Origin of the sequence: Lonsdalea populi, assembly GCF_015999465.1 — a bacterium.
Lineage (GTDB): Bacteria > Pseudomonadota > Gammaproteobacteria > Enterobacterales > Enterobacteriaceae > Lonsdalea > Lonsdalea populi.
Map to the genome: position 1 here is coordinate 385484 of NZ_CP065534.1, position 24850 is coordinate 410333.

21 protein-coding genes are annotated in these 24850 nt (G+C 56.2%); 11 read left to right on the top strand and 10 right to left on the bottom strand.

Features of this window, described 5'->3' with window-relative positions:
* Positions 1 to 21 precede the first annotated feature (21 nt).
* The 8 genes from mutL to I6N93_RS01905 all read left to right on the top strand — a co-directional run bounded on the left by mutL (position 22) and on the right by I6N93_RS01905 (position 8655).
* Positions 22 to 1914 (top strand): DNA mismatch repair endonuclease MutL, encoded by a 1893-nt coding sequence (mutL, locus tag I6N93_RS01870; protein ID WP_085687965.1) that lies wholly within the window; start codon positions 22 to 24, stop codon positions 1912 to 1914.
* Positions 1907 to 2848 carry a tRNA (adenosine(37)-N6)-dimethylallyltransferase MiaA gene (miaA, locus tag I6N93_RS01875; RefSeq protein WP_085687967.1) on the top strand — a complete coding sequence of 314 codons (942 nt, stop codon included), beginning with the start codon at positions 1907 to 1909 and terminating at the stop codon, positions 2846 to 2848. Before mutL ends, miaA begins: the two co-directional genes overlap by 8 nt.
* A gap of 110 nt (positions 2849 to 2958) precedes the next feature.
* Complete coding sequence (hfq, locus tag I6N93_RS01880) at positions 2959 to 3258, top strand: RNA chaperone Hfq (protein WP_085687969.1); 300 nt, start codon at positions 2959 to 2961, stop codon at positions 3256 to 3258.
* Positions 3259 to 3347: 89 nt separating this feature from the next.
* Entirely contained in the window at positions 3348 to 4634 is a 1287-nt protein-coding gene (hflX, locus tag I6N93_RS01885) for a ribosome rescue GTPase HflX (RefSeq protein ID WP_085687970.1), read from the top strand.
* A 61-nt stretch (positions 4635 to 4695) separates the two neighbouring features.
* Positions 4696 to 5946, top strand: a complete 1251-nt coding sequence (gene hflK, locus I6N93_RS01890; RefSeq protein WP_085687972.1) for an FtsH protease activity modulator HflK — start codon at positions 4696 to 4698, stop codon at positions 5944 to 5946.
* Positions 5947 to 5949: 3 nt separating this feature from the next.
* Entirely contained in the window at positions 5950 to 6945 is a 996-nt protein-coding gene (gene hflC / locus I6N93_RS01895; protein ID WP_085687974.1) for a protease modulator HflC, read from the top strand.
* 111 nt (positions 6946 to 7056) lie between these two features.
* Positions 7057 to 7257 carry a DUF2065 domain-containing protein gene (locus tag I6N93_RS01900; protein WP_026739009.1) on the top strand — a complete coding sequence of 67 codons (201 nt, stop codon included), beginning with the start codon at positions 7057 to 7059 and terminating at the stop codon, positions 7255 to 7257.
* Between the two features lie 99 nt (positions 7258 to 7356).
* Entirely contained in the window at positions 7357 to 8655 is a 1299-nt protein-coding gene (locus I6N93_RS01905) for an adenylosuccinate synthase (protein ID WP_085687976.1), read from the top strand.
* Positions 8656 to 8770: 115 nt separating this feature from the next.
* Here I6N93_RS01905 and mpl read toward each other — a convergent pair whose 3' ends face one another.
* Positions 8771 to 10144, bottom strand: a complete 1374-nt coding sequence (gene mpl / locus I6N93_RS01910) for a UDP-N-acetylmuramate:L-alanyl-gamma-D-glutamyl-meso-diaminopimelate ligase (RefSeq protein WP_085687978.1) — start codon at positions 10142 to 10144, stop codon at positions 8771 to 8773.
* A gap of 167 nt (positions 10145 to 10311) precedes the next feature.
* On the opposite strand from mpl, the gene fbp reads away from it, so the two are divergent.
* A complete protein-coding gene (gene fbp / locus I6N93_RS01915; protein ID WP_085687980.1) occupies positions 10312 to 11316 on the top strand; it encodes a class 1 fructose-bisphosphatase in 1005 nt (334 codons plus the stop codon).
* A 118-nt stretch (positions 11317 to 11434) separates the two neighbouring features.
* Here the strand turns inward: fbp and ruvX are convergent, their stop codons facing one another.
* The 8 genes from ruvX to metK form a co-directional block, all read right to left on the bottom strand.
* The gene (gene ruvX / locus I6N93_RS01920) at positions 11435 to 11851 is read right to left on the bottom strand and encodes a Holliday junction resolvase RuvX (protein WP_085651263.1); all 417 of its coding nucleotides are present in this window, start codon (positions 11849 to 11851) and stop codon (positions 11435 to 11437) included.
* On the bottom strand, positions 11851 to 12414 hold the full coding sequence (locus tag I6N93_RS01925) for a YqgE/AlgH family protein (protein ID WP_085687982.1): 564 nt from the start codon (positions 12412 to 12414) through the stop codon (positions 11851 to 11853). Before I6N93_RS01925 ends, ruvX begins: the two co-directional genes overlap by 1 nt.
* 111 nt (positions 12415 to 12525) lie before the next feature.
* Positions 12526 to 13479, bottom strand: a complete 954-nt coding sequence (gene gshB / locus I6N93_RS01930) for a glutathione synthase (protein WP_085687984.1) — start codon at positions 13477 to 13479, stop codon at positions 12526 to 12528.
* Positions 13480 to 13491: 12 nt separating this feature from the next.
* Positions 13492 to 14226 carry a 16S rRNA (uracil(1498)-N(3))-methyltransferase gene (gene rsmE, locus I6N93_RS01935; RefSeq protein ID WP_085687986.1) on the bottom strand — a complete coding sequence of 245 codons (735 nt, stop codon included), beginning with the start codon at positions 14224 to 14226 and terminating at the stop codon, positions 13492 to 13494.
* Positions 14227 to 14339: 113 nt separating this feature from the next.
* A complete protein-coding gene (gene endA / locus I6N93_RS01940; RefSeq protein WP_085687988.1) occupies positions 14340 to 15038 on the bottom strand; it encodes a deoxyribonuclease I in 699 nt (232 codons plus the stop codon).
* 95 nt (positions 15039 to 15133) lie between these two features.
* Positions 15134 to 15646 carry a SprT family zinc-dependent metalloprotease gene (locus I6N93_RS01945; RefSeq protein WP_085688019.1) on the bottom strand — a complete coding sequence of 171 codons (513 nt, stop codon included), beginning with the start codon at positions 15644 to 15646 and terminating at the stop codon, positions 15134 to 15136.
* 57 nt (positions 15647 to 15703) lie between these two features.
* Complete coding sequence (locus I6N93_RS01950; RefSeq protein WP_085687990.1) at positions 15704 to 17095, bottom strand: sugar porter family MFS transporter; 1392 nt, start codon at positions 17093 to 17095, stop codon at positions 15704 to 15706.
* Positions 17096 to 17474: 379 nt separating this feature from the next.
* Positions 17475 to 18626 carry a methionine adenosyltransferase gene (gene metK / locus I6N93_RS01955; RefSeq protein ID WP_085687992.1) on the bottom strand — a complete coding sequence of 384 codons (1152 nt, stop codon included), beginning with the start codon at positions 18624 to 18626 and terminating at the stop codon, positions 17475 to 17477.
* A 702-nt stretch (positions 18627 to 19328) separates the two neighbouring features.
* Here metK and speA point away from each other — a divergent pair.
* Positions 19329 to 21308 (top strand): biosynthetic arginine decarboxylase, encoded by a 1980-nt coding sequence (gene speA, locus I6N93_RS01960; protein WP_085687994.1) that lies wholly within the window; start codon positions 19329 to 19331, stop codon positions 21306 to 21308.
* Between the two features lie 249 nt (positions 21309 to 21557).
* Here speA and loiP read toward each other — a convergent pair whose 3' ends face one another.
* Positions 21558 to 22310, bottom strand: coding sequence for a metalloprotease LoiP (gene loiP, locus I6N93_RS01965; protein ID WP_085687996.1), 753 nt, complete (start codon positions 22308 to 22310; stop codon positions 21558 to 21560).
* 355 nt (positions 22311 to 22665) lie between these two features.
* On the opposite strand from loiP, the gene tkt reads away from it, so the two are divergent.
* Positions 22666 to 24660: a transketolase gene (gene tkt / locus I6N93_RS01970; RefSeq protein ID WP_085687998.1), complete on the top strand. Its 1995-nt coding sequence runs from the start codon at positions 22666 to 22668 to the stop codon at positions 24658 to 24660.
* Positions 24661 to 24850 lie beyond the last annotated feature (190 nt).

Sequence of the window (24850 nt, forward strand, 5' to 3'; positions counted from 1 at the left end):
GCAGTAAACCAAGGAGATAAGATGCCGATTCTGGTTCTACCCCCCCAACTGGCTAACCAAATCGCCGCTGGCGAGGTAGTGGAACGGCCCGCGTCCGTGGTTAAGGAACTGGTGGAAAACAGTCTGGATGCCGGAGCGACGCGCATTGATATCGACATAGAACGCGGCGGTAGCCGGCTCATTCGAATTCGCGACAACGGCGGCGGGATCGGCAAAACGGATCTGGCGCTGGCGCTGGCGCGTCATGCCACCAGTAAAATCGCGACGCTCGACGATCTGGAAGCCATCATGAGTCTGGGCTTTCGTGGCGAAGCACTGGCGAGTATCAGTTCCGTTTCGCGCCTGACGCTGACGTCCCGCACCCGCGACCAAAACGAAGCCTGGCAGGCGTATGCCGAAGGACGGGACATGGCGGTGACGGTGAAACCGGCCGCGCATCCGGTCGGCACGACGCTGGAAGTCCTGGATTTGTTCTACAACACGCCCGCGCGCCGCAAATTCCTGCGCACCGAAAAAACCGAGTTTATGCACATCGACGAGGTGGTTCGGCGTATCGCGCTGGCTCGCTTCGATGTGGCGTTTAATCTTCACCATAACGGTAAGACGGTGCGGCAATACCGGGCGGTGACCGACCCCGCGCAGCACGAGCGGCGTCTCGGCAGCATCTGCGGCACGGCGTTTATTCAGCATGCGCTGGCCGTCTCCTGGGAACATGGCGATCTGAAGATCAGCGGCTGGGTAGCCGATCCCTCCGGCTCTCAGCAGTTACCGGATCTACAGTATTGCTACGTGAACCAGCGGATGATGCGGGACAGGCTGATTAACCACGCCATCCGCCAGGCCTATCAGGAGCAGCTGCGCAGCGATCAACAGCCCGCGTATGTCCTCTATTTAGAGGTTGACCCGCACCATGTGGATGTCAACGTACATCCGGCCAAGCACGAAGTCAGATTCCATCAGGCCAGGCTGGTGCATGACTTCATCTACCAGGCGGTGATGACCGTACTCCAGCAGGCGGCTGCGCCCGCGCTGGCGGTGACCCCGCCGGGCGAGACGCCGGCGCCGGTCTGGCAGCAGGAAAACCGCACGGCGGCAGGCGAGAACCACTTTGCACGGCCTGTGAAAACCGAGCCGCCGCCACGGATGCCGACTTCCGGCGGCAAAGCCCAGGAGCGTCCGCCCGCCCCGTATCCTCACGGAGCGGGGTATCAGCGCAAACAGGGCGAGCTGTATCAAAAACTGCTACAGCCTGCCTCCGAGCGGTCGATATCTTCAGGCGACGAGTCGCCGGCCCCCGCGGTGTCTCCCTGCGCCAACATCGCGCGGGCCTCTCAGGGCGAAGTCCCGCTGGCCAGTCGGTCAGAGGGGTTGGGGCGCGTATTAACCATCTATCCGCCTTGCTATGCGCTGGTGGAATATCAGCAGGGATTGGCCTTGCTGTCTCTGCCGGTCGCCGAGCGCTATGTCCGGCAGGCGCAGATGACGCCCGGCGAGGAGGGGTTACGGCCACAGCCGTTGCTGATCCCCCAGCGTCTAACGTTGGGGAGCAAAGAGCGTGCGGCAGTGACGGAGAGCCAAAAACGGCTGGCGCATTTTGGTATTGATATCGTGGTGGAGCAGCAGCGCGCCACGCTGCGCGCGGTACCTTTACCATTAAGACAACAAAATTTACAAAACTTGATTTCTGACCTGTTAGGCTATCTCGCTGATTGCCCTCAGTCAGATTCTGATGAGATCGCGGCGTGGATAGCGCGGCGGTTGTACAGCGAGCATGAGAGCTGGACTCAGGCTCAGACGGTACAACTATTAGCGGATATTGAACGTCTCTGTCCTGAGCGGGTCAAAGTTCCGCCATCAGAATTTCTTTATGTGATGGATATTGAGTCCGCCATCAAGGCGTTAAAGCATGACTGAACGTGAAACGACGCAGTACCCGCCGGCCATTTTTATTATGGGACCGACGGCTTCCGGAAAGACGGCGTTAGCCATGGCGTTGCGGCAGTCCCTGCCGGTTGAGCTGATCAGCGTGGATTCCGCGCTGATCTATCGGGGCATGGATATCGGAACCGCCAAGCCTACTGCTGAAGAATTGTCGCAGGCGCCGCACAGATTGATCGATATTCTCGATCCTGCTGATGCTTATTCGGCCGCCGATTTCCGCCGCGATGCGCTGAAGGAAATGGCGGAGATCACCGCCGCCGGTCGGATCCCCTTGCTGGTAGGGGGGACGATGTTGTACTTCAAGGCGCTGCTCGAAGGGCTTTCGCCATTGCCGCCGGCGGATCCGGAACTGCGACGAGAAATTGAAAAGCGGGCGCAGCAAGAAGGCTGGGAAGCTTTGCATAATGAGCTGCGCGAGATTGATCCCATTGCTGCCACTCGGATTCATCCAAATGATCCGCAGAGACTGTCGCGGGCACTGGAAGTTTTTTCCGTTTCAGGTAACACTTTAACTGAACTGATAAAGACATCGGGTGAAGCGCTGCCTTACCGGGTGCACCAGTTCGCCATCGCTCCCGAGTCGCGTGAATTATTGCATGAGCGTATTGCAATACGGTTTCAACAGATGTTGCAGGCAGGTTTTGAGTCGGAAGCACGCGCGCTGTTCGCCCGTGCCGATCTGCATCCGGGTTTGCCTTCCATCCGCTGCGTCGGTTACCGCCAGATGTGGTCCTACTTGTCCGGTGAAATAGATTACGACGAAATGGTTTATCGTGGGATCTGCGCTACTCGACAGTTAGCTAAACGGCAAATAACCTGGTTACGCGGGTGGGACAATGTGTGCTGGCTGGATAGCGATGAGCCGCAGGATGCGTTGGGTAAGGTCATGCAGGTTGTTAGTGCATAGGTTGGACGGTTGTGTACAATTGGCTGATTATCGGCACAAATTTTTATACCGCTATTTTAGAGCCACAGGGTTCTTTGTTACAAACAACAAGTAAATAAGGAAAATATAGAATGGCTAAGGGGCAATCTTTGCAAGATCCGTTCTTGAATGCTTTGCGTCGTGAACGTGTTCCGGTTTCTATTTATCTGGTAAATGGCATCAAATTGCAGGGCCAGATTGAGTCTTTTGATCAGTTTGTGATTTTGCTGAAAAACACGGTTAGCCAGATGGTGTACAAGCACGCGATCTCCACGGTGGTTCCGTCTCGTCCGGTGTCTCATCACAGCAATAATCCTGGCACGAATAACTATCATGGTAATAACACGGCTAGTCAGCAGTCGCAGCCTCAGGAAAGCGATGACGCTGAATAAGGGCTATTACCGATTTACCTCAGCGGGGAAAGGGCATCATGTTGTTTCCCCGTTCGTGGCTGCATTCGTTTGTTTGAGAGGTTGTTCGGTTGTTTGACCGTTATGAAGCCGGTGAACGGGCCATACTAGTTCATATTCACTTTTCCCAAGAGAAAGATGCTGAAGATTTGCTGGAATTCGAATCTCTAGTGTCTTCTGCCGGAATCGAATCACTACAGGTAATTACCGGTAGTCGTAAAGCACCTCACCCCAAGTATTTTGTCGGCGAGGGTAAAGCAGAAGAGATCGCCAAGGCGGTGAAAGAAACCGATGCTTTCGTCGTGCTGTTCAATCACGCTTTATCACCCGCACAGGAACGTAATCTTGAGCGTTTGTGCGAATGCCGGGTCATTGACCGGACCGGATTGATTCTTGATATTTTCGCCCAGCGCGCCCGCACCCATGAAGGGAAACTGCAGGTTGAGCTGGCGCAGTTGCGCCATCTGGCTACGCGTCTGGTACGCGGCTGGACGCACCTTGAACGCCAGAAGGGCGGGATAGGGCTGCGAGGTCCCGGTGAAACTCAGCTTGAAACCGACCGTCGTCTGTTGCGTAACCGCATTAGTCTTATTTTGTCGCGCCTTGCTCGCGTTGAGAAACAGCGTGAACAGGGAAGACGCGCCCGTACCCGTGCGGATGTGCCTACGGTATCGCTGGTGGGGTATACCAACGCAGGTAAATCCACGTTGTTTAATCAAATGACAGCCGCGGATGTGTATGCTGCCGACCAGCTGTTCGCGACGCTGGATCCCACGCTTCGCCGGATCGATGTGGCTGACGTGGGCGACACGGTGCTGGCGGACACCGTTGGCTTTATTCGCGAACTGCCTCACGATCTGGTTGCGGCGTTTAAAGCTACGTTGCAGGAAACCCGCCAGGCGTCGCTGTTGCTGCACATCGTTGATGCGGCCGATCCCCGCAGGGACGAGAATATTAATGCGGTTAACGAGGTGCTGACGGAAATCGAAGCCGACGAGATTCCAACGCTGCTCGTGATGAATAAAATTGATGCGCTGGACGATTTCGCCCCGCGCATCGATCGCAATGCAGAGCATCAACCGGTCAGAGTCTGGCTGTCGGCGCAAACCGGCGAAGGAATATCTCTGCTGTTCCAGGCATTGACCGAACGGTTGTCTGGGGAGATCGCACAGTTCTCCTTGCAGCTCCCCCCGCAGGAGGGGCGTTTGCGCAGCCGTTTTTACCAGCTTCAGGCAATAGAAAAAGAATGGATAGAAGAAGATGGCAGCGTTGGTTTGGTAATCAGAATGCCTATCGTCGACTGGCGTCGTCTCTGTAAGCAGGAGCAGCAATTAGAAGATTATATCGTTGAAGTATAGTCTGATGAACTCTGGGACATTGACCCCGAAGAACACCTATCATAATGAATGGAGCTAAAACATGGCGTGGAATCAGCCCGGTAATAACGGACAGGACCGCGACCCGTGGGGGAGCAGCAATAAAAATAGCGGCAACTCTGGCGGAAATAACAAAGGTGGCCGAGATCAGGGACCACCGGATCTTGACGACATCTTCCGCAAACTGAGCAAAAAACTCGGTGAGCTGGGCGGTGGGAAAAAATCAGGTTCCGGCGGCAGCGGTTTCGGCTCCGGCGGACGTATTTTGGGCGTGGTGGTCGCCATCGCCGTCGTTATCTGGGCGGCGAGCGGTTTTTATACCATCAAAGAAGCTGAGCGTGGCGTTGTCACCCGTTTCGGCAAATTCAGCCATCTGGTCAGCCCTGGCCTGAATTGGAAACCCACTTTTATCGATGACGTCAGAGCGGTCAACGTCGAATCTGTTCGTGAACTGGCGACGTCTGGCGTCATGCTGACGTCGGACGAGAACGTGATTCGCGTCGAGATGAACGTTCAGTACCGTGTCACACAGCCGGAGCAGTATTTATTCAGCGTCACCAACGCGGATGACAGTCTGCGTCAGGCGACGGACAGCGCGCTGCGCGGTGTGGTCGGCAAATACACGATGGACAAAATCCTGACCGAAGGTCGTACCATCGTGCGTACCGATACCCAGCGCGTGCTGGAGGAAACCGTTCGCCCCTACAACATGGGGATAACGCTGCTGGACGTCAACTTCCAGGCGGCGCGTCCGCCAGAAGAGGTGAAGGCCGCCTTTGACGATGCGATTGCCGCGCGTGAGAACGAGCAGCAGTACATCCGTGAAGCTGAAGCCTACGCCAATGAAGTTCAGCCGCGTGCGAACGGTCAGGCGCAGCGTATTCTCGAAGAGGCTCGCGCCTACAAAACGCGTACCGTTCTCGAAGCGCAAGGTGAAGTGGCTCGTTTTGCTCGCGTGTTGCCGGAGTACAAGGCTGCGCCGGAAATCACTCGTGAACGTCTCTACATCGAAACCATGGAACGTGTGTTGAGCAGCACCCGCAAAGTGTTGGTGAACGATAAAGGCGGCAACCTGATGGTGCTGCCGTTGGAACAGATGCTGCGTCAGAACACTACGGGTACGGGCGGCAATGCGAGCAACGCGGTTGCTCCGCTGCGTAATTCCTCGACCTCGTCTAACAACGGTTCGAGCAGCACCTATAATTCTTCGCGCAGCAGCATCAACGGCAACATCATGGATCAGCGCCGGGCCAACGCCCAGCGGGATGAGATCACTCGAGTAGGGAGAGAATAATCAATGCGTAAGTCAGTACTATTTATTCTGATCCTGGTGCTTCTGGTGATCTACGCGTCACTGTTCGTCGTACAGGAAGGTCAGCGCGGGATCGTCATGCGCTTCGGCAAAGTTCTGCGCGATGATAAGAACAAACCGCTTATTTATGAGCCGGGTCTGCACGTCAAGATCCCAGTCCTTGAGTCGGTGAAAACGCTGGACGCCCGTATTCAGACCATGGAAAACCAGGCCGATCGCTTTATCACCAAAGAGCAGAAAGACCTGATTGTCGACTCTTACATCAAATGGCGTATCAGCGATTTCAGCCGTTACTATCTGGCGACCGGCGGTGGCGACGTCTCCCAGGCCGAAGTGCTGTTGAAACGTAAATTCAACGACCGTTTGCGTTCCGAAATCGGCCGTCAGGATGTGAAAGGCATTGTGACGGACTCCCGTGGTCAACTGATGATGGACGTGCGCGATGCGTTGAATACCGGAACCGGTGAGACCACCGAAGCCGATAGCGCCATCGCCTCCGCCGCCGCGCGCGTCGAGCAGGAAACCAGCGGCGAATTGCCGCAGGTGAATCCGAACAGTATGGCCGCTTTAGGGATCCAGGTGATCGACGTGCGTATCAAGCAGATCAACCTTCCGACGGAAGTGTCGGATGCCATCTACCAACGTATGCGCGCCGAACGTGAAGCCGTTGCTCGTCGTCATCGTTCACAGGGTCAGGAACAGGCGGAGAAGCTGAAAGCCACCGCGGATTATGAAGTGACGCGTACCCTGGCGGAAGCCGAGCGCGAAGGTCGTATGACGCGCGGTGAAGGCGATGCCGAGTCTGCGAAACTATTTGCCAACGCATTTAGTCAGGATCCGGACTTCTATGCCTTTATCCGTAGTCTGCGGGCCTATGAAAACAGCTTTAGCAGCGGTAATCAGGACGTTCTGGTATTAAGCCCGGACAGCGACTTCTTCCGCTACATGAAGTCACCTGAGAAGACGGTGCCGGCACGCTAATTTACGATCCGCCCGTTGGCGAATACGCAGCCCGCGTTGTGTGTTGTCTGTGGCAGTTTTCCTGCCGCACGGCCAGCGCCTGACGCGGGCTTTTTTATGTCTGGAGTTTCTATGAGTGTTTCCGTCTGGCTGGCCTTGGGGTTGGTGCTAATTTTTGAAGGGCTGGGGCCTCTGTTGTTTCCCCGCATTTGGCGACGGATGATCCTTGGTATCGCGCAATTACCGGACGCGGTTTTGCGTCGTTTCGGGGGCGGAATAGTGGTCGCAGGTCTTGTGATCTACTACATGTTGCGTAGCCGCATGGAAGGCTAAATTCGACGACCAATTTCTGCGCAAACGTATGCTAAAAGTACTGAAAGCATACAAATGAGATGTTAGAATCCTTTTTTAAGCAACACTGGTGATTGTGAGATGGGCAAGAACGTTGTCGTACTGGGCACCCAATGGGGTGACGAAGGTAAAGGCAAGGTCGTCGACCTGCTGACTGAACGCGCTAAATATGTGGTGCGCTATCAAGGTGGCCACAATGCTGGCCACACTCTGGTTATTAACGGTGAAAAGACCGTTCTCCATTTGATCCCTTCAGGCATTCTGCGCGAAAACGTGGTGAGCATCATCGGTAACGGTGTGGTGCTGGCGCCTGATGCCTTCATGAAAGAAATGACGGAACTTGAAGCGCGCGGCGTGCCAGTACGCGAGCGTTTGCTACTGTCCGAAGCGTGCCCGTTGATACTGCCGTATCACGTTGCTCTGGATAACGCCCGCGAGAAAGCGCTCGGCGCCAAAGCCATCGGTACGACCGGTCGCGGCATCGGTCCTGCCTACGAAGATAAAGTGGCCCGTCGCGGCCTGCGCGTAGGCGATCTGTTTGATAAAGAAAGATTCGCCGTCAAACTGAAAGAAATTATCGACTATCACAACTTCCAACTGGTGCACTACTACAAGGTCGACCCCGTTGACTACCAGAAGACGCTGGACGACGTGCTGGCAATGGCCGACATCCTGACTTCTCTGGTCGTGGACGTTTCCGATCTGCTGGATAAAGCCCGCCGACGTGGCGATTTGGTGATGTTTGAAGGGGCGCAGGGGACGCTGCTGGATATCGACCACGGCACCTACCCGTATGTTACCTCTTCCAATACCACCGCAGGTGGCGTGGCGACCGGCTCCGGCCTGGGTCCGCGCTACGTTGACTACGTCCTCGGCATCGTCAAGGCATACTCCACCCGTGTGGGTGCCGGTCCGTTCCCGACCGAGCTGTTTGATGACGTCGGTGATTTCCTGTGTGAGAAGGGCAACGAGTTCGGTGCGACTACCGGTCGTCGCCGTCGCACCGGCTGGCTGGATGCGGTTGCCGTGCGTCGCGCGGTGCAGATCAACTCCTTGTCTGGCTTCTGCATGACCAAGCTGGACGTGCTGGATGGGCTGAAAGAAGTGAAGATCTGCGTAGGCTACCGTCTGCCGGATGGTCGTGAAGTTGACGTCACGCCGTTGGCGGCCGAAGGCTGGGATGGCATCGAGCCGATTTACGAATCGCTGCCGGGCTGGTCCGAGTCTACCTTTGGCGTAAAAGATCGTGCAGGCCTGCCTAAGGCGGCGCTGGACTATATCAAACGTGTAGAAGAAGTGACTGGCGTGCCGGTAGATATCATCTCCACGGGTCCGGATCGCGAAGAGACCATCGTTTTGCGTGACCCGTTCGACGCCTGATATCACCGGGTGTTCAGAACGACGAAAGGACGGGATATTCCCGTCCTTTTTTGTGCTGACCGGCAGCTCCTTCGCTCGAAGCGAGGAGAGGATCGACCCGTCAGCGGTCAGCCCATCAGCTTTTTGCCTGTTCCTGTTTCTGGAACGTTTCCAGCAGTTTTTCATGAATATTGCCGAAGCCGCCATTGCTCATAACCAGCACGTGGTCGCCGGGCTGCGCGGTTTTAGCGATCATATCGACCAGCGTATCAATATCCGCACTCCAGTGCGTTGGCTGCACGCAGGCTTCCGCCACTTCTGCGACCTGCCAAGAAATATGCTGCGGCTGGAACAGGAACACTTCATCCGCGCGTCCCAGGGAAGGCGCTAACTCGGTTTTGCAATGTCCCAGCTTCATGGTATTGGAGCGGGGCTCCAGTACTGCCAGAATTCTTGCCGTGCCGCCGACTTTGCTGCGCAGAGCAGCCAGCGTCGCCAGGATCGCCGTCGGGTGATGCGCGAAATCATCGTAAACGGTGATGCCATTCGCGGTGCCGCGTTGTTCAAGGCGACGACGCGCATTGATGAAGCCGCCGAGCGCGCGGCAGGCTTCGGCCGGAGGAACGCCGACATGGCGGGCGGCGGCGATCGCCATCAGGCCATTATGCATGTTGTGTTCGCCAACCAGGGTCCATTCGACTTCACCGACCAATTCGTCGTTCAGATAAACCTGAAAAATGCTGGAGTCCGGCACGCTCTTTTTCGCTTTCCAGATGCCGTCGTCACCGACCAGTTCCTGTTCGCTCCAGCATCCCATCGCCATCACCTGCTTGAGAGAATGATCGTTGCTGGGGACGAGGATCCGCCCGGTGCCCGGCACCAGCCGCACCAGATGGTGGAACTGTTTTTGGATCGCTTTCAGATCGTCAAAGATATCGGCGTGATCGAATTCGAGGTTATTCAGAATCAGGGTGCGGGGACAGTAGTGAACGAACTTGGAGCGTTTGTCGAAGAAGGCGCAATCATATTCGTCGGCTTCCACAACGAAAAACGGGCTATGGCCTAATCTCGCCGAGACGTCGAAGTTGCCGGGGACGCCGCCGATGACGAAGCCAGGGTTATAGCCGCAGGCTTCCAATATCCAGGTCACCATTCCGGCGGTCGTGGTCTTGCCGTGGGTTCCCGCGACGGCGATGACCCAGCGCTCACGCAGCACGTAATCGTGCAACCATTGCGGCCCGGAGGCATAAGGCATGTTCCGCTCAAGAACGGCTTCAACGCAGGGATTGCCGCGGGACATTGCATTGCCGATGATAACCAGGTCCGGCTGAGGCTCCAGCTGCGAAGGATCGTATCCCTCAATCAGGGTGATCCCCTGTTCTTCCAGTAGCGTGCTCATGGGGGGATAGACGTTGGCATCTGAGCCAGTCACCTGATGTCCCAGCGAGCGGGCCAGCAGCGCGATCCCTCCCATGAAGGTGCCGCAGATACCTAATATATGAATGCGCATACGTTTCCCAACTATCTACAAAAGTCTGTCTTATTCTAACGCTACGGATAGTTCTCAAGAAATGGATTTGACTATGTGCTGGCTTTCTCTTTGGGCTACACTGCAAACGCAAACGTTGGCGGTACATAATTAGACCGCTTTTCATCTGCTGACTATGGAATAGTGTTATGAAAACGTTAGGCGAATTCATCGTCGAAAAACAGCACGATTTCTCACATGCCACGGGTGAACTCACCGCGTTGCTGTCTGCAATCAAGCTGGGCGCGAAAATCATTCACCGCGACATCAACAAAGCGGGTCTGGTGGATATTTTAGGCACCAGCGGGGTTTCCAATGTGCAGGGCGAAGTACAGATGAAATTAGATCTGTACGCTAATGAAAAGTTGAAGGCGGCGCTCAAAGCGCGTGGTGAAGTCGCTGGCATCGCTTCCGAAGAAGAGGACGAAATCGTCATCTTCGAAGGAGAGCGGTCCGAAAATGCAAAGTATGTCGTGTTGATGGACCCGCTGGACGGCTCCTCCAACATCGATGTAAATGTTTCAGTCGGCACCATTTTTTCTATCTACCGACGTATTACTCCACTGGGCTCTTCGGTAACCGAAGCCGATTTCCTGCAGCCCGGCAGCAAACAGGTCGCCGCTGGTTACATTGTTTACGGCTCCTCGACCATGCTGGTCTATTCTACCGGTCACGGGGTTCATGCCTTCACCTACGATCCCTCACTGGGCGTTTTCTGCCTGTCGCATGAGCGAGTCCGCTTCCCCGAAATGGGAAACACCTACTCCATCAACGAAGGCAACTATATCAAGTTCCCGCAGGGCGTGAAAAAGTACATCAAGTATTGTCAGGAGCAGGATGAGGCCACGATGCGGCCATATACGTCGCGCTACATCGGTTCTTTGGTGGCGGACTTCCACCGCAACTTGCTGAAAGGGGGGATCTATCTCTACCCGAGTACGGCCAGTTATCCGCAGGGCAAGCTGCGTCTGCTGTACGAATGCAACCCGATGGCGCTGCTGGCGGAGCAGGCGGGCGGCAAAGCCAGCGACGGACACCGTCGTATTTTGGATATCCAGCCGCAGAAGCTGCATGAACGCGCGCCGTTCTTTGTCGGTACGGAGTCGATGGTGAACGACGTCGAGCGCTTCCTGCGCGAATACCCCGACGATTAACGAGTGATGTCTTCAGACAAATATAACTGTGGCGCGGTCGAAAGGCGCGCCACATTTCTTTTTAGCGATATGCCCGATCTGGCGTTATCCCGCCGTCAGCTCCGGCTGCAAGATAACGCTAATGCTGCTCGAACCAGCTTTCAAGAATAACGACCGCCGAGGCGGAGTCAACGCTGCCTTTATCCAGAGCCCGGAAACCGCCCTGAGCGAACAGGCCTGAGCGTGCTTCCACCGTGCTTAGACGTTCGTCATGCAGCTCCACCGCCACGCCGAAGCGGCCGTGAAGACGCTGAGAAAATTTCCTCGCCCGAGCCGTCAGCGGCTGTTCCGTGCCGTCCATGTTCAGCGGCAGGCCGACGATCACCAGCTCGGGCTGCCATTCCCGTAATAACTTTTCGACCTTTTGCCAGTCCGGCGTACCGTCCTGCGCTTTGAATGCCTGAAGCGGGCGGGCGGTGCGTGTCAGATCCTGACCGATGGCGACGCCGATGCTGCGGGTACCGAAGTCGAACGCCATGATGGTGCGGTGACTCATCAGGCGTGTCCCGCATCGCTGGCGATCATATGAATATCCACCCCAAGTTTTTTCGCCGCGACGCGCCAGCGGTCCGCAATCGGAGTGTGGAACAGGATGTCCCGATCGGCTTTGACGGTCAGCCACGAGTTGTCCAGCAGCTCGCTCTCAAGCTGTCCGCCCTCCCAGGCCGTATAGCCGAGCGCGACCAGCGTGTTGTTGGGTTGGTCTATCGTACCCATCGTCTCCAGTACGTCCTTGGACGTGGTAATCATGGTATCGGGCGACACGGAGATACTGGAGGCGAAGCCCGCCTGCGGGGTGTGCAGAATGAAGCCGCGGTCATCCGCCAGCGGACCGCCGGAAAAAACGGGCTTATCCAGCCGGATATCGGATTTTGACTCCGGCGGCGTGATTTTCAGTTTTTTCAAGATATCGTCGACGGTGAACTTTTCTATCGGTTTATTGATGATCAACCCCATCGCACCGTCTTCGCCGTGTTCGCAGACGTATACCACGGACCGTTTAAATACCGGATCCTGCAGTGCAGGCATCGCGATAAGAAAGTGATGCTGTAAATTCATAGTCTGTTCTTATCGTTTTTCTGTCGTTGTTTCGATTCGCCGCCAGCCGACGAACCCGGCAGATGTGCATGGTTGACCGGGGATCGCATCCAGGCCGTCGAAGAGTAGTCATTAGCGCTCGGACAGTCGCCGTTCGATGGCGTCCATCAGCATGCCGGTAATAGAAACATCAGGGAACGCCGCTTCGATTTCGCGTACACAGGTCGGGCTGGTGACGTTAATTTCGGTCAGACGCTCGCCGATGATATCCAGACCGACGAAAATCAGTCCTTTCTTTTTCAAGATCGGAGCGATAGTACGGGCGATCCGCCAGTCGCTTTCGCTCAGCGGACGCGCTTCTCCCCGGCCACCGGCGGCCAGATTGCCGCGTGTTTCTCCCCCTTGCGGGATACGGGCCAGGCAGTAAGGAACCGGTTCTCCGTCCACCACCAGCACGCGTTTGTCGCCGTCTTTGATGGCGGGCAGATAGTTTTGCGCCATGCAGTAGCGGCTACCGTATTCGGTGAGCGTTTCGATGATGACCGACACGTTGGCGTCATCCTGTTTCAGGCGGAAGATGGAAGCGCCGCCCATGCCGTCCAGCGGCTTGAGGATCACGTCTTTATGCTGCTGGTGAAACTCGCGCAGTTTGTCGGCGCGGCGAGTGACCAGCGTCGCCGGCGTCAGTTCGGAGAACCAGGCGGTAAACAGCTTTTCGTTGCAGTCGCGCAGGCTTTGCGGCTTGTTGACGATCAAGGTGCCTTTTTCTTCTGCACGCTCAAGGATATAGGTGGCGTAGATGAACTCGGTATCGAACGGCGGATCTTTCCGCATCAGCACCACGTCCAGCTCATGCAGGGCGATATCTTGTGCGTCGCCGAACTGATACCAGCCGTCGTAGTTGTGCTCGACGCTCAGTTGACGCGTGGTGGCGCGCGCTTCGCCCGCGTTCAGATAGAGATCGTCCATCTCCATATAATGCAGCTCCCAGCCCCGACGCTGCGCTTCCAACAGCATGGCGAAGCTGGTGTCTTTTTTAATGTTGATGGCTGCAATCGGGTCCATCACGATACCGAGTTTGATCATTCTCTTTCTCCTTTACCCCAGATCGCCGAATCGAACCTGCAATGCGGTGATTGCGGTGAGCGCTGTGGTTTCTGTACGCAGAACGCGAGGCCCCAGCAGAATATCGGTAAAGCCGTGTTCTGCCGTCATCGCAATTTCATCGGACGAAAGGCCGCCTTCCGGGCCAATCAGTAGCCGGACACGCTGCACCGGCGTGGGTAGCGTGTTGATGCTGTGCGTCGCCCGCGGATGCAGGTTCAGTTTTAACCCATTGTCCGGCTCTGCGCACCAGCTTTCCAGCGACAGGGGGGGACGAATGAGTGGAATGCGATTTCTACCGCACTGTTCGCAGGCGCCGATGGCGATTTTTTGCCATTGGGACAGCTTCTTCTCCAGACGATCGCCATCCAGCTTGACGCCGCAACGTTCTGAGAAAAGAGGCGTAATTTCATTCACGCCCAGCTCAATGGATTTCTGGATAGTAAATTCCATTTTCTCACCGCGTGAAATCACCTGTCCGAGATGCAGGTGCAGCGGAGACTCTCGGTCTTCCTGCTGCGCTGCGTTGTAGCGTACCTGTACCCGTTTTTTGTCGGCCAGCAGAATTTCCGCATCGAAAATGCAGTTACCGCCGTCAAATAACTGTAGCGACTGACCGCGGTTCATGCGCAGTACGCGGCCGATATGATTGGCGGCGTCCGCGCTCAGGTCGGTTTCGCCGCCGCCTGTCGATAGCGTATCGGGATGGAAAATGCGCGGTATTCGCATTGATGTTCTGGCCTTTACGTCATGTCTGTCGAAATGGGCGGATCGCCCGGGTGAAGCCCACCACCGTCCACGGGCGGTGGTGCTAAGGACTTAAGCTATAGTAGGTAGCCGGATCACTGCTGGCAAGCTTGTTGCACGTAAGGGTTGTGATTGCCCTGCACCTGAGCGATGCGATTGTCGCGGGTACATTCCCACGGCGTCACGGGATACAGCCGGTTCCAGGTTTCAAACAGCTGGGTCTGCTGACGGGAAAGCGTCAGATGATAGCGGTCCCGCATGTAAAAATAGGTGCGGGCAATCGGTCCGCGAGCGCGTTCGGGCGGTTCAGCCATCTTGTTTTTAAAGTCGATTTTCATTTCGCACTGGCCGTACTGTTTCTCGCCGCCGTTCCACTGGTTATACATCAGATTGCCGCGGTCGCCGTTGACCTCGCCGATGGCCGGCACCAGGTTATGCAGGTCGGTTTCCATCTTGAGGTAGACTTCATCCTGATCGCAGTTCTTGCGTCCGCCGTTCTGCCAGCATTGGCGCTGGTGGCCGAACTGCCAGGCCGGCATGACGTGTTCCCACTCGATACGGTTGGCGCGGTTGGCGTTCTTACGCACTTCATAGCCGCAGGACTGCAGGTCGGGGATGCCTTTTTTGCCCTGCCAGGTGATGCGGCAGCCGCAGTAGAAGCTGCCCGGCGCGTCTTGGTTGATTTTCACCGCGGCAGCTTTGGCCTGAGTGAAATTATTGATTTCCTGGCTGAGCGCAGAAAAAGTAATCAGGCCGTAGCCTACGGTAGCGATAACAAGAGTTTTGCGAAGCATATTCCAAAGCGCCTTAGGCAGAAAAGCGTGCAGAGTACCGGAAGCGTTACGGTGAGGCAACGTTACGCCCGCTCGGAAAAAACTGGAATCTGAGATCAACGCGTCTCTTTTTCATCGCGCTTGAGAGGGGTCCCGCAGCGGCGGCAGCGGTACTCGGTTTCGCCGCGTAGAATACGGTTGTGACGCCTCACCGTTAGTTCGTGTTGCTGACAGGCGCACTGATAAAGATAGGTTTTTCCTCGCACGGACGTCACGGCAAAAGTATGTGTACGTTGAGCCGGCACCGCCAGAATATGCTCCATCATCCACCGCCAGGCTTTACCGTGCGGGGGCGCTTTACCAAAGCGTGCGTAGACCAGCAGGTGCGCCAGCTCATGGGGTACGACTTCATCGATAAATGCCTGCTGATTTTCCTGCAACAGCACGGGATTGATACGGATTTCCCACTCCTGCAGCCAGGCGCTTCCGGCGGTGGCGCCGTGCTGGTTATAGGTGATGGTGGGTTCGGGATAGTCGCTGTCGAGAGCGGTATTGGCCAACGCCAGCTTTTCCCGCAGGCAGCGCATCACCGCCTGTTGGAGTGCGATAGGGACGCGTTCAGTCTTCATGGCGTCAAGCATACGGTGACCGGGGCACGGTTGTAAACGTGCCCCGGCGGGGGAGGACTATTCGCCGATACTACGCAGACGCTTGCCGGACATCAGGTTATGTTCGATGTGCTCCAGCGAGACGTTTTTGGTTTCCGGGATCAGCCACAGCGTCAGCACGATGAACAAGACGTTGAGGCCGCCGTAGACCCAGAAGGTGTTGGCGTTGCCCAAGGTATTCAGCATGGTCAGGAAGGTGGCTCCGACGATCATGTTGGCTATCCAGTTCGTGGTCGTCGAGACGGTGATGCCGAAATCACGGCCGCGCAGCGGCTGGATCTCGGAGCACAGCACCCAGATCAACGGACCGGCGCTCATGGCGAACCCGACAATAAACATCAGCAGCATGATGATGGCGGCGTACTGCATGCCGCTGGAGGTAATGCCGACGTGAAGCATCGTTCCCAGCACGCCCATACCGAAGGCCATGACCACGAAGCCCAGAATCAGCGTCGGCTTGCGTCCCCAGCGGTCAACCAGACCGATGGCGATGAAGGTAGCCAGCACGTTGACGGCCCCGACGATCACCGTTCCCCACATCTGTTGCCCGGTGCTGGTGAAACCGGCGATGTCGAAGATCTTCGGCGCGTAGTACATGATCACGTTCATGCCGGTGAACTGTTGCATCACCTGCAGCAGAATGCCGAGGTAGACCGCGCGGCGGAAGTTGGCATTACTGATAAACAGCGCCCAGCCGCTCTGCTGGATTTGCAGGCTTTCTCGAATCTCATCCAGCTCTTTTTTCGCCTGTTCGGTCGAGTCGCGCAGCCTGTCCAGGACCCGCCTGGCGTCGTTGAAGCGCCCTTTGGCCGCCAGCCAGCGTGGGCTGCCCGGCAGGAAGAACACACCGATAAACAGAAGTACCGCAGGGAGGGTGATAACCCCCAGCATCCAGCGCCAGGAGCCGGTATAGCTGAACGCCGTGTCGGACAGATAAGCGCCGAGAATGCCGATGGTGATCATCAACTGATACATGGAGATCATGCTGCCGCGAATTTTCTCGGGCGCGATCTCGGACAGATACAGCGGTGCCGTATAAGAGGCCACGCCGACGGCGAGACCCAGGATCACGCGGGAGAAGATCAATACATCGACGTTTGGCGCCAATGCCGAGCTCAGCGAGCCGACGACAAATAGGACGGAAGCCACCATTAGGCTGGTTTTTCTGCCCAGATGAGACGAAAGCCAGCCGCTGCCGATAGCGCCGATAGCCGCGCCGAACATCATCGAGCTGACAACCCACTCCTGCTGATGACTCGTCATTTGAAACGTTTGCGTGATGAACGGCAGCGCGCCGGCAATCACCCCGATATCCAAACCGAACAGCAGCCCTGCCAGCGCGGCAAGAAAGCAGACCAAAAACGTCATGGTTTTATTGGATGCTCTGTTGTTATTTTTAGCCCCAACCATAGAACCTCACTTGTTAATCCTGACCCCTGGTATGTCGTAGCATAAAATGCCACTACATCGCGTTGTGTGATCCGTCCCCTACAGGTGTAAACGGTTACAATTTTGTTGCCAACGGTTTATATTGGCTGGCTATCTATATATGACAAAACGGCATTTGGGCAATCCGAAAAGCGGTAGGGGATGAGCTGTAATCGATTACAGAAAAGACGAGTAAAATGAAGAGCGGCGCATTCGCAAGCTTTATCGCGTTTTATCAAGATGTTACGAGTGAATAGAGGTAGTCAGAATCGCGACAGGGGTTAGTGCGGAAGTGTCTGAAAAGCGGGTAGCCCAAAAAACACCAAAGCCAGACCGGCTGGCTTTGGTGAAAACACGGAGATTACAGGCCAGCGGCGTCGCGCAGTTTCGGAGCGACGTCGGTTTTCTCCCACGGGAAATGCTCGCGACCGAAGTGGCCGTAAGCTGCGGTTTCCTGATAGATGGGATGTAGCAGATCCAGCATTTGAATCAGACCGTACGGACGCAGATCGAAGTATTCGCGCACCAGTTCAGCCAGTCGATCGGAGGCAATTTTCTCGGTGCCGAAGGTTTCGACGGCGATAGACGTCGGCTCAGCCACGCCGATGGCGTAAGAAACCTGAATTTCACAACGATCGGCCAGGCCAGCGGCCACGATGTTCTTCGCCACATAACGTGCGGCATAGGCTGCAGAACGGTCGACTTTAGACGGATCCTTACCGGAGAACGCGCCGCCGCCGTGACGCGCTGCGCCGCCGTAGGTATCGACGATGATCTTACGGCCCGTCAGGCCGCAGTCGCCCATTGGGCCGCCGATAACGAAACGGCCGGTAGGGTTGATGAAGTATTTGGTTCCGGCGGTCAGCCACTCGGCAGGCAGCACAGGTTTGATGATCTCTTCCATCACCGCTTCCTGCAGATCTTTTAGTTTGATGTCTTCAGAATGCTGAGTGGACAGCACCACGGCGTCGATTCCGGCGATTTTGCCGTTATCGTAAGCGAAGGTGACCTGGCTTTTCGCGTCCGGACGCAGCCACGGCAGTGAGCCGTTTTTACGCACTTCGGACTGGCGCTGTACCAGACGGTGGGCGAAGGTGATCGGTGCGGGCATCAGCACGTCGGTTTCGTTGGTCGCGTAGCCAAACATCAGGCCCTGGTCGCCTGCGCCTTGCTCCAGCGGGTCGGTGCGGTCAACGCCCTGATTGATATCGGGAGACTGTTTGCCGATGGCGCTCAGCACTGCGCAAGAGTTGGCGTCGAATCCCATATCGGAATTCACGTAGCCAATGTCGCGCACCGTGCGACGTGTAATCTCTTCAATATCTACCCAGGCGCTGGTCGTAATTTCACCACCGACTAACACCATTCCGGTTTTGACGTAAGTTTCGCAAGCGACGCGTGCTTTGGGATCCTGTTCCAGAATCGCATCAAGAACCGCGTCAGAGATCTGGTCGGCGATTTTGTCAGGATGTCCTTCGGAAACAGACTCGGATGTAAATAGGTGTCTAGCCATGAGTTTCTTTACCTTGTAAAAGCAAAGCCGTTAAGCAGTGTATCGGTTAATCGGTATAGACGGATTAACATCTGGACGGCTATTTTAGGTCGGTTTTTAGTCTTATTGCCAGTAGTTTTTGCCCGCCGATCCCGATCCTCTCAGGTGGTCTCTAACACGGTTCGTCGCAACTCAATGGATCGTTACGAATTACATTTTGATTTTCGACGGTGGGATCGGTATAACCGGCGATCGGTTTCGATACCCGTGATAGGCTTACTTTTTGCCGTTTCCATTGATGGCCAGACCGCATAGCCTGCGGCCTGCTGGGAGGTGATAGGATTAATGACCCGTTGTTTTTCAGTGTGTTGCGCTCGCCGCGCCGCCGACGCTATGGCGTCTTTATATTACCGCTTTCCGCTTTCAGCCCGGCCTCGCCTTTCCCGCAGTGCGACGCAGGATTCCCGCGCTGGCTGACCCGTCTTTTATTCCTGTGCAGAGGGGCGCCGTGCGTTCTTCTGATGATGGTTTCCCCCTGATTTTTACCCAAACAGATCTCGGAGCCTGACATCGTGCTTTACACTGAAAAGAGTCACAAAACGGCGGCATATTACTGTCTGCCGGGGTCTGCATCATGACTGGTACAGACAGAAAGCGTGTTTCAGGTTGTCTATGCTGGAGCATCCATAATCGCCGATATTGCTATAACAGAAGGGGACTGCCATGTCTGACGACATGATCCATCCACGCTCGTCAGCGGCGGGTAAGCTCGACAATGTACGCTCCATGCAGGAGGTGGCTATGAGCGATCGCGATGCCAGTGAGATGCTGCGCACCTACAACATTGCCTGGTGGGGCAATAACTATTATGACGTCAACGAGCTGGGGCATATTACCGTCTGTCCCAATCCGGACGTGCCTGGAGCACGTGTCGATTTGGCGCATTTGGTGAAAGAGCGTCAGGGCAAAGAAGATCGTCGTTTGCCCGCGCTGTTCTGCTTCCCGCAAATTCTGAAGCACCGCCTGCGCTCCATCAACGGCGCGTTCCAGCGTGCGCGCGAATCTTTCGGCTACGAAGGCCGCTACTTTTTGGTTTATCCGATCAAGGTGAACCAGCATCGCAGGGTAATCGAGTCGCTAGTGAACGCCGGCGAACCGCTGGGACTGGAAGCCGGTTCCAAGGCGGAGCTGATGGCGGTACTTGGCCATGCCGGCATGACCCGCACCGTCATCGTCTGCAACGGTTACAAAGACCGCGAATATATTCGCCTGGCGCTGATTGGCGAAAAACTGGGGCACAAAGTGTACCTGGTGATTGAAAAAATGTCGGAAATCCGAGTCGTGCTGGAAGAGGCGGAGCGCCTGAACGTGGTGCCGCGCCTTGGCGTGCGCGCTCGGCTGGCCTCTCAGGGCTCCGGCAAATGGCAGTCCAGCGGCGGCGAAAAATCCAAATTCGGACTGGCGGCCGTACAGGTGTTGCAACTGGTCGAAATGCTGCGCGAGGCCAACCGTCTGGAAAGCCTGCAATTGCTGCATTTCCATCTCGGCTCTCAGCTGGCGAATATCCGCGATATCGCCACCGGCGTGCGCGAATCGGCCCGCTTCTATGTCGAACTGCACAAGCTGGGCGTGAATATCCAGTGCTTCGACGTGGGCGGCGGTTTGGGCGTGGACTATGAAGGGACGCGCTCGCAGTCGGACTGCTCCGTGAACTATGGCCTGAACGAATACGCCAACAACGTGATCTGGGGGATCGGCGACGCCTGTAACGAACATGGCCTGCCGCATCCGATGGTGATCACCGAGTCCGGCCGCGCCTTGACCGCGCACCATACCGTGCTTGTCTCCAACATCATCGGCGTGGAGCGCAACGAATTCAGCGAGCCGGAAGCGCCGGTTGAAGACGCGCCGCGCGCGCTGGAAAGCATGTGGTCGACCTGGAACGAAATCACCCAAACGGGCAATCGTCGCTCCTTGCGCGAATGGCTGCACGACAGCCAGATGGACCTGTACGATGTCCACACGCAATATGCGCACGGCATGCTGGATCTGACGCAGCGGGCAAAGGCGGAACAGCTTTATCTGAGCATTTGCCAGCGGATCCAGCAGCAGCTCGATCCCAGCAATCGCGCGCACCGGCCGATCATCGATGAACTGCAGGAGCGCATGGCGGACAAGCTGTACGTCAACTTCTCGCTGTTCCAGTCTATGCCGGATGCGTGGGGGATCGACCAACTGTTCCCGGTATTGCCGCTGGAAGGACTGGATAAACTGCCGGAACGTCGCGCGGTCTTGCTGGATATTACCTGCGATTCCGATGGCGCGATCGACCATTATATTGATGGCGACGGTATTGCCACGACCATGCCGATGCCGCCGTATAATCCGGAAGATCCGCCGCTGCTGGGCTTCTTTATGGTGGGCGCCTATCAGGAAATTCTGGGCAACATGCATAACCTGTTCGGCGACACGGCCACCGTGGACGTTTTCGTCGGCGAAGACGGCAAAGTCGACGTTGTGGAATCGGATGAAGGTGATACGGTCGCGGATATGCTGGAGTATGTGCAATTGAATCCGGATGTGCTGATGTCTCGCTTCCGCGATCAGGTGAAAGCGGCGCAGCTACAGCCGGAGCTGCGGGCGCAGTTCCTGCATGAGTTCGAAACCGGGCTTTATGGTTACACCTACCTCGAAGACGAATAACGCGTCTGAGGCATCACGATACGTGAAGGCTGAGTGTGAACTCAGCCTTTATTGTTTTCTGCCGTCGTCACACCGCGAGTTGATGTCAGGATATTGTCCGCTGAGGATTAACCCAGTGCGGGCAACCACGGCGTTCAGGCCGGATCAATAGAAATGTGATGAAGGTATTCGGCTGGCCAAATGCGCGGAGATGACAGAAGTTGAAATGAAAAGGGCGCCGAGGCGCCCTTTATTTAAAAGCGTCAGCGATTATTTGTTTTCGGCGATACGCTTGCGGATATGTTCAGCACGTTCTTTGGACGCCGGGTGGGAGTCAAACATGCTGCTGTCACGGCCTGCATCTAACTTCGCCAGTTTGTCGAAGCTGGTCGCCAGACCTTCGCGGTTGACGCCACGTTTTGTCAGCAGATCGAAGGAGTAGTCATCGGCCTGGGATTCCTGAGCCTGTGAGAACTGCGCGTTGACCAGCGCTTCGCCCAGATCGGCCAACTGAGACTTGGACAGCGTAGCGGCGACGCCGCCCACGGACGCGGCAGCGGAACGTGCGGCTTCTGCCGCATAAGCGACCTGCATGGCTTTACGGCTATGGCCCAGCGCGACGTGGCCCATTTCGTGGCCCAGTACGCCTTCGACTTCATTATCGGTCATCATGTCCATCAGGCCGCTGTATACGCGGAGGCAGCCGTTAGCCATCGCCCAGGCGTTGACGTCTTTCGCCAGGTAAACTTTGTAGTTAGCCGGAGTACCGTTGATATCGTGACCGAGTGAGTTGGCGATTTTGTTCAGGCGTTTGGTGTACTTGCTGTTGGCGGGGGCGATGCTCGCCTCTTTGTCCATTTCCTGGCAAGACTGCGCGCTCAGCGTTTTAACGTCTGAATCACTCAGAGAGGCGGCTTTGAAAGCCTGGGTGCCGGACTGCAGCATTTGTGCTGCGTCCATGCTCTTACAGCCGCTCAATGACGTAGCCATGACGATAGCTAATAGTGAAACTCGTAATTTCATCCTTTTTCTCCCTAGGATTGTAAGTAAAACTACGCGTCTTGACTAAAGACGTAACAAAAACGGGGATAATGTAAGGGAATGCACAGGGTATTAATAGGAATAAATGCATAACATTACATTTGTCAGGAAATAGTACGCTGCATCCCTAATGGGTGGGCAATGGCGAATTTCGGCGGGGCTGCGACGGCGTGAATCCCCCGTTCCAAGGGCGCTCGGCACATACGGTTAGCAGTGCATTCAATCGGGATTTCATGTACATTTAAAACTATCTCTTCTTGGTCTTTTCGGGCTAACGTTTTGATTTATATATCGTGTGTTCGGCAAGACACTTGTTCAATCCGATCTGGAGTAAAGCATGTCCTCTCGTAAAGAACTTGCCAATGCTATCCGTGCGTTGAGCATGGATGGTGTGCAGAAGGCCAAATCTGGCCATCCGGGCGCACCGATGGGTATGGCCGATATCGCCGAAGTCCTGTGGCGTGACTACCTCAATCATAACCCTGCTAACCCGCACTGGGCCAACCGCGACCGCTTCGTGCTGTCCAACGGCCACGCCTCTATGCTGATTTACAGCCTGCTGCACCTGACCGGCTACGATCTGCCGCTGGAAGAGCTGAAGAACTTCCGTCAACTGCACTCGAAAACGCCGGGTCACCCGGAAGTCGGCTATACGCCGGGCGTCGAAACGACCACGGGTCCGCTGGGACAGGGGATCGCGAATGCGGTCGGTATGGCTATCGCCGAGCGCACGCTGGCGGCGCAGTTCAACCGTCCCGGGCATAACATCGTCGATCACCACACTTATACGTTCCTGGGCGATGGCTGCATGATGGAAGGGATCTCGCATGAGGTCTGTTCACTGGCGGGGACGCTGAAACTCGGCAAACTGACGGCGTTCTACGATGACAACGGCATTTCCATCGACGGTCATATCACCGGTTGGTTTACCGACGATACGGCTGCGCGCTTCGAAGCCTACGGCTGGCATGTGATCCGCGGTATCGACGGTCACGATGCGGATGCGATCAAACGTGCTATTGGCCAAGCGCAGTTGGTGACCGACAAACCCTCTCTGCTGATGTGCAAAACGGTCATCGGCTTCGGTTCACCGAACAAGCAGGGCACGCATGAAGTGCACGGCGCGGCGCTGGGCGATGCCGAAGTGGCCGCGACCCGTCAAAACATCGGCTGGAGCTACGGTCCGTTCGAAATCCCGGCAGAAATCTACGCCGAGTGGGATGCCCGCGATGCGGGACAGCGCAAAGAGGCTGACTGGAACAAGGCGTTCGACGCATACGCCAGCGCCTATCCGGATTTGGCCGCTGAATTCCGTCGTCGGGTCGACGGCGAACTGCCGGCAAACTGGCAGACGGATTCCGCTAAGTATGTTGAAGAGCTGCAGGCCAACCCAGCCAGCATCGCCAGCCGTAAGGCTTCGCAGAATGCGCTGGAGAGCTACGGTAAACTGCTGCCTGAATTCCTGGGCGGCTCAGCGGATTTGGCGCCAAGCAACCTGACCATGTGGTCTGGCTCCAAGCCGCTGAATGAAGATCCGGCGGGCAACTACATCCACTACGGCGTGCGAGAGTTCGGCATGACCGCTATCGCCAACGGGATCGGCCTGCACGGCGGTTTCATTCCTTACACCGCCACCTTCCTGATGTTCGTGGAGTACGCTCGCAACGCGGTCCGTATGGCGGCGCTGATGAAACTGCGCAGCATCTACGTTTATACCCATGATTCCATCGGTCTGGGTGAAGATGGCCCGACTCACCAGCCTGTTGAACAACTGGCCAGTCTGCGCGTGACGCCGAACCTGAGCACCTGGCGTCCGGCCGATCAGGTTGAGACCGCTGTGGCATGGAAATATGCAATTGAACGTCAAGACGGTCCTACCGCGCTGATCCTGTCTCGTCAGAACCTGGCGCAGCAGGAACGCACCGCTGAGCAACTGGCGAATATCGCCAAAGGCGCTTACGTACTGAAAGACAGCGACGGTCAGCCCGACCTGATCCTGATCGCGACCGGTTCTGAAGTGGAGCTGGCCGTGGCGGCCTGGCAGCAACTGACGAACGACGGCGTGAAGGCGCGCGTGGTTTCCATGCCTTCTACTGACGCGTTCGATAAGCAGGATGGCGCGTACCGTGAATCCGTATTGCCTGCCGCCGTGAGCGCGCGCGTGGCGGTGGAAGCCGGTATTGCCGACTACTGGTACAAGTATGTGGGCCTGAACGGAGCGATTGTCGGCATGACCACCTTCGGCGAGTCTGCGCCAGCCGAGCTGCTGTTCAAAGAGTTTGGCTTCACGACCGAAAACGTGGTCGCTAAAGCGAAAGCCTTGCTGAAATAAGCGCCGCGTTTGACTAACAAGGCCGGGACTATTCCTGGCCTTTTTTTATCTGCGATCCCTGCTTTTGCGTGGCGGCAAGTAGTTGTATTCATTTTTTTGACATACGTCACTCTTCTGGCACCGGCCTGTGGGGACGATTCCTTTTGACAATGAATTCGTTTATGCTAGCTGAAGCGTTTCAGTCATCGGA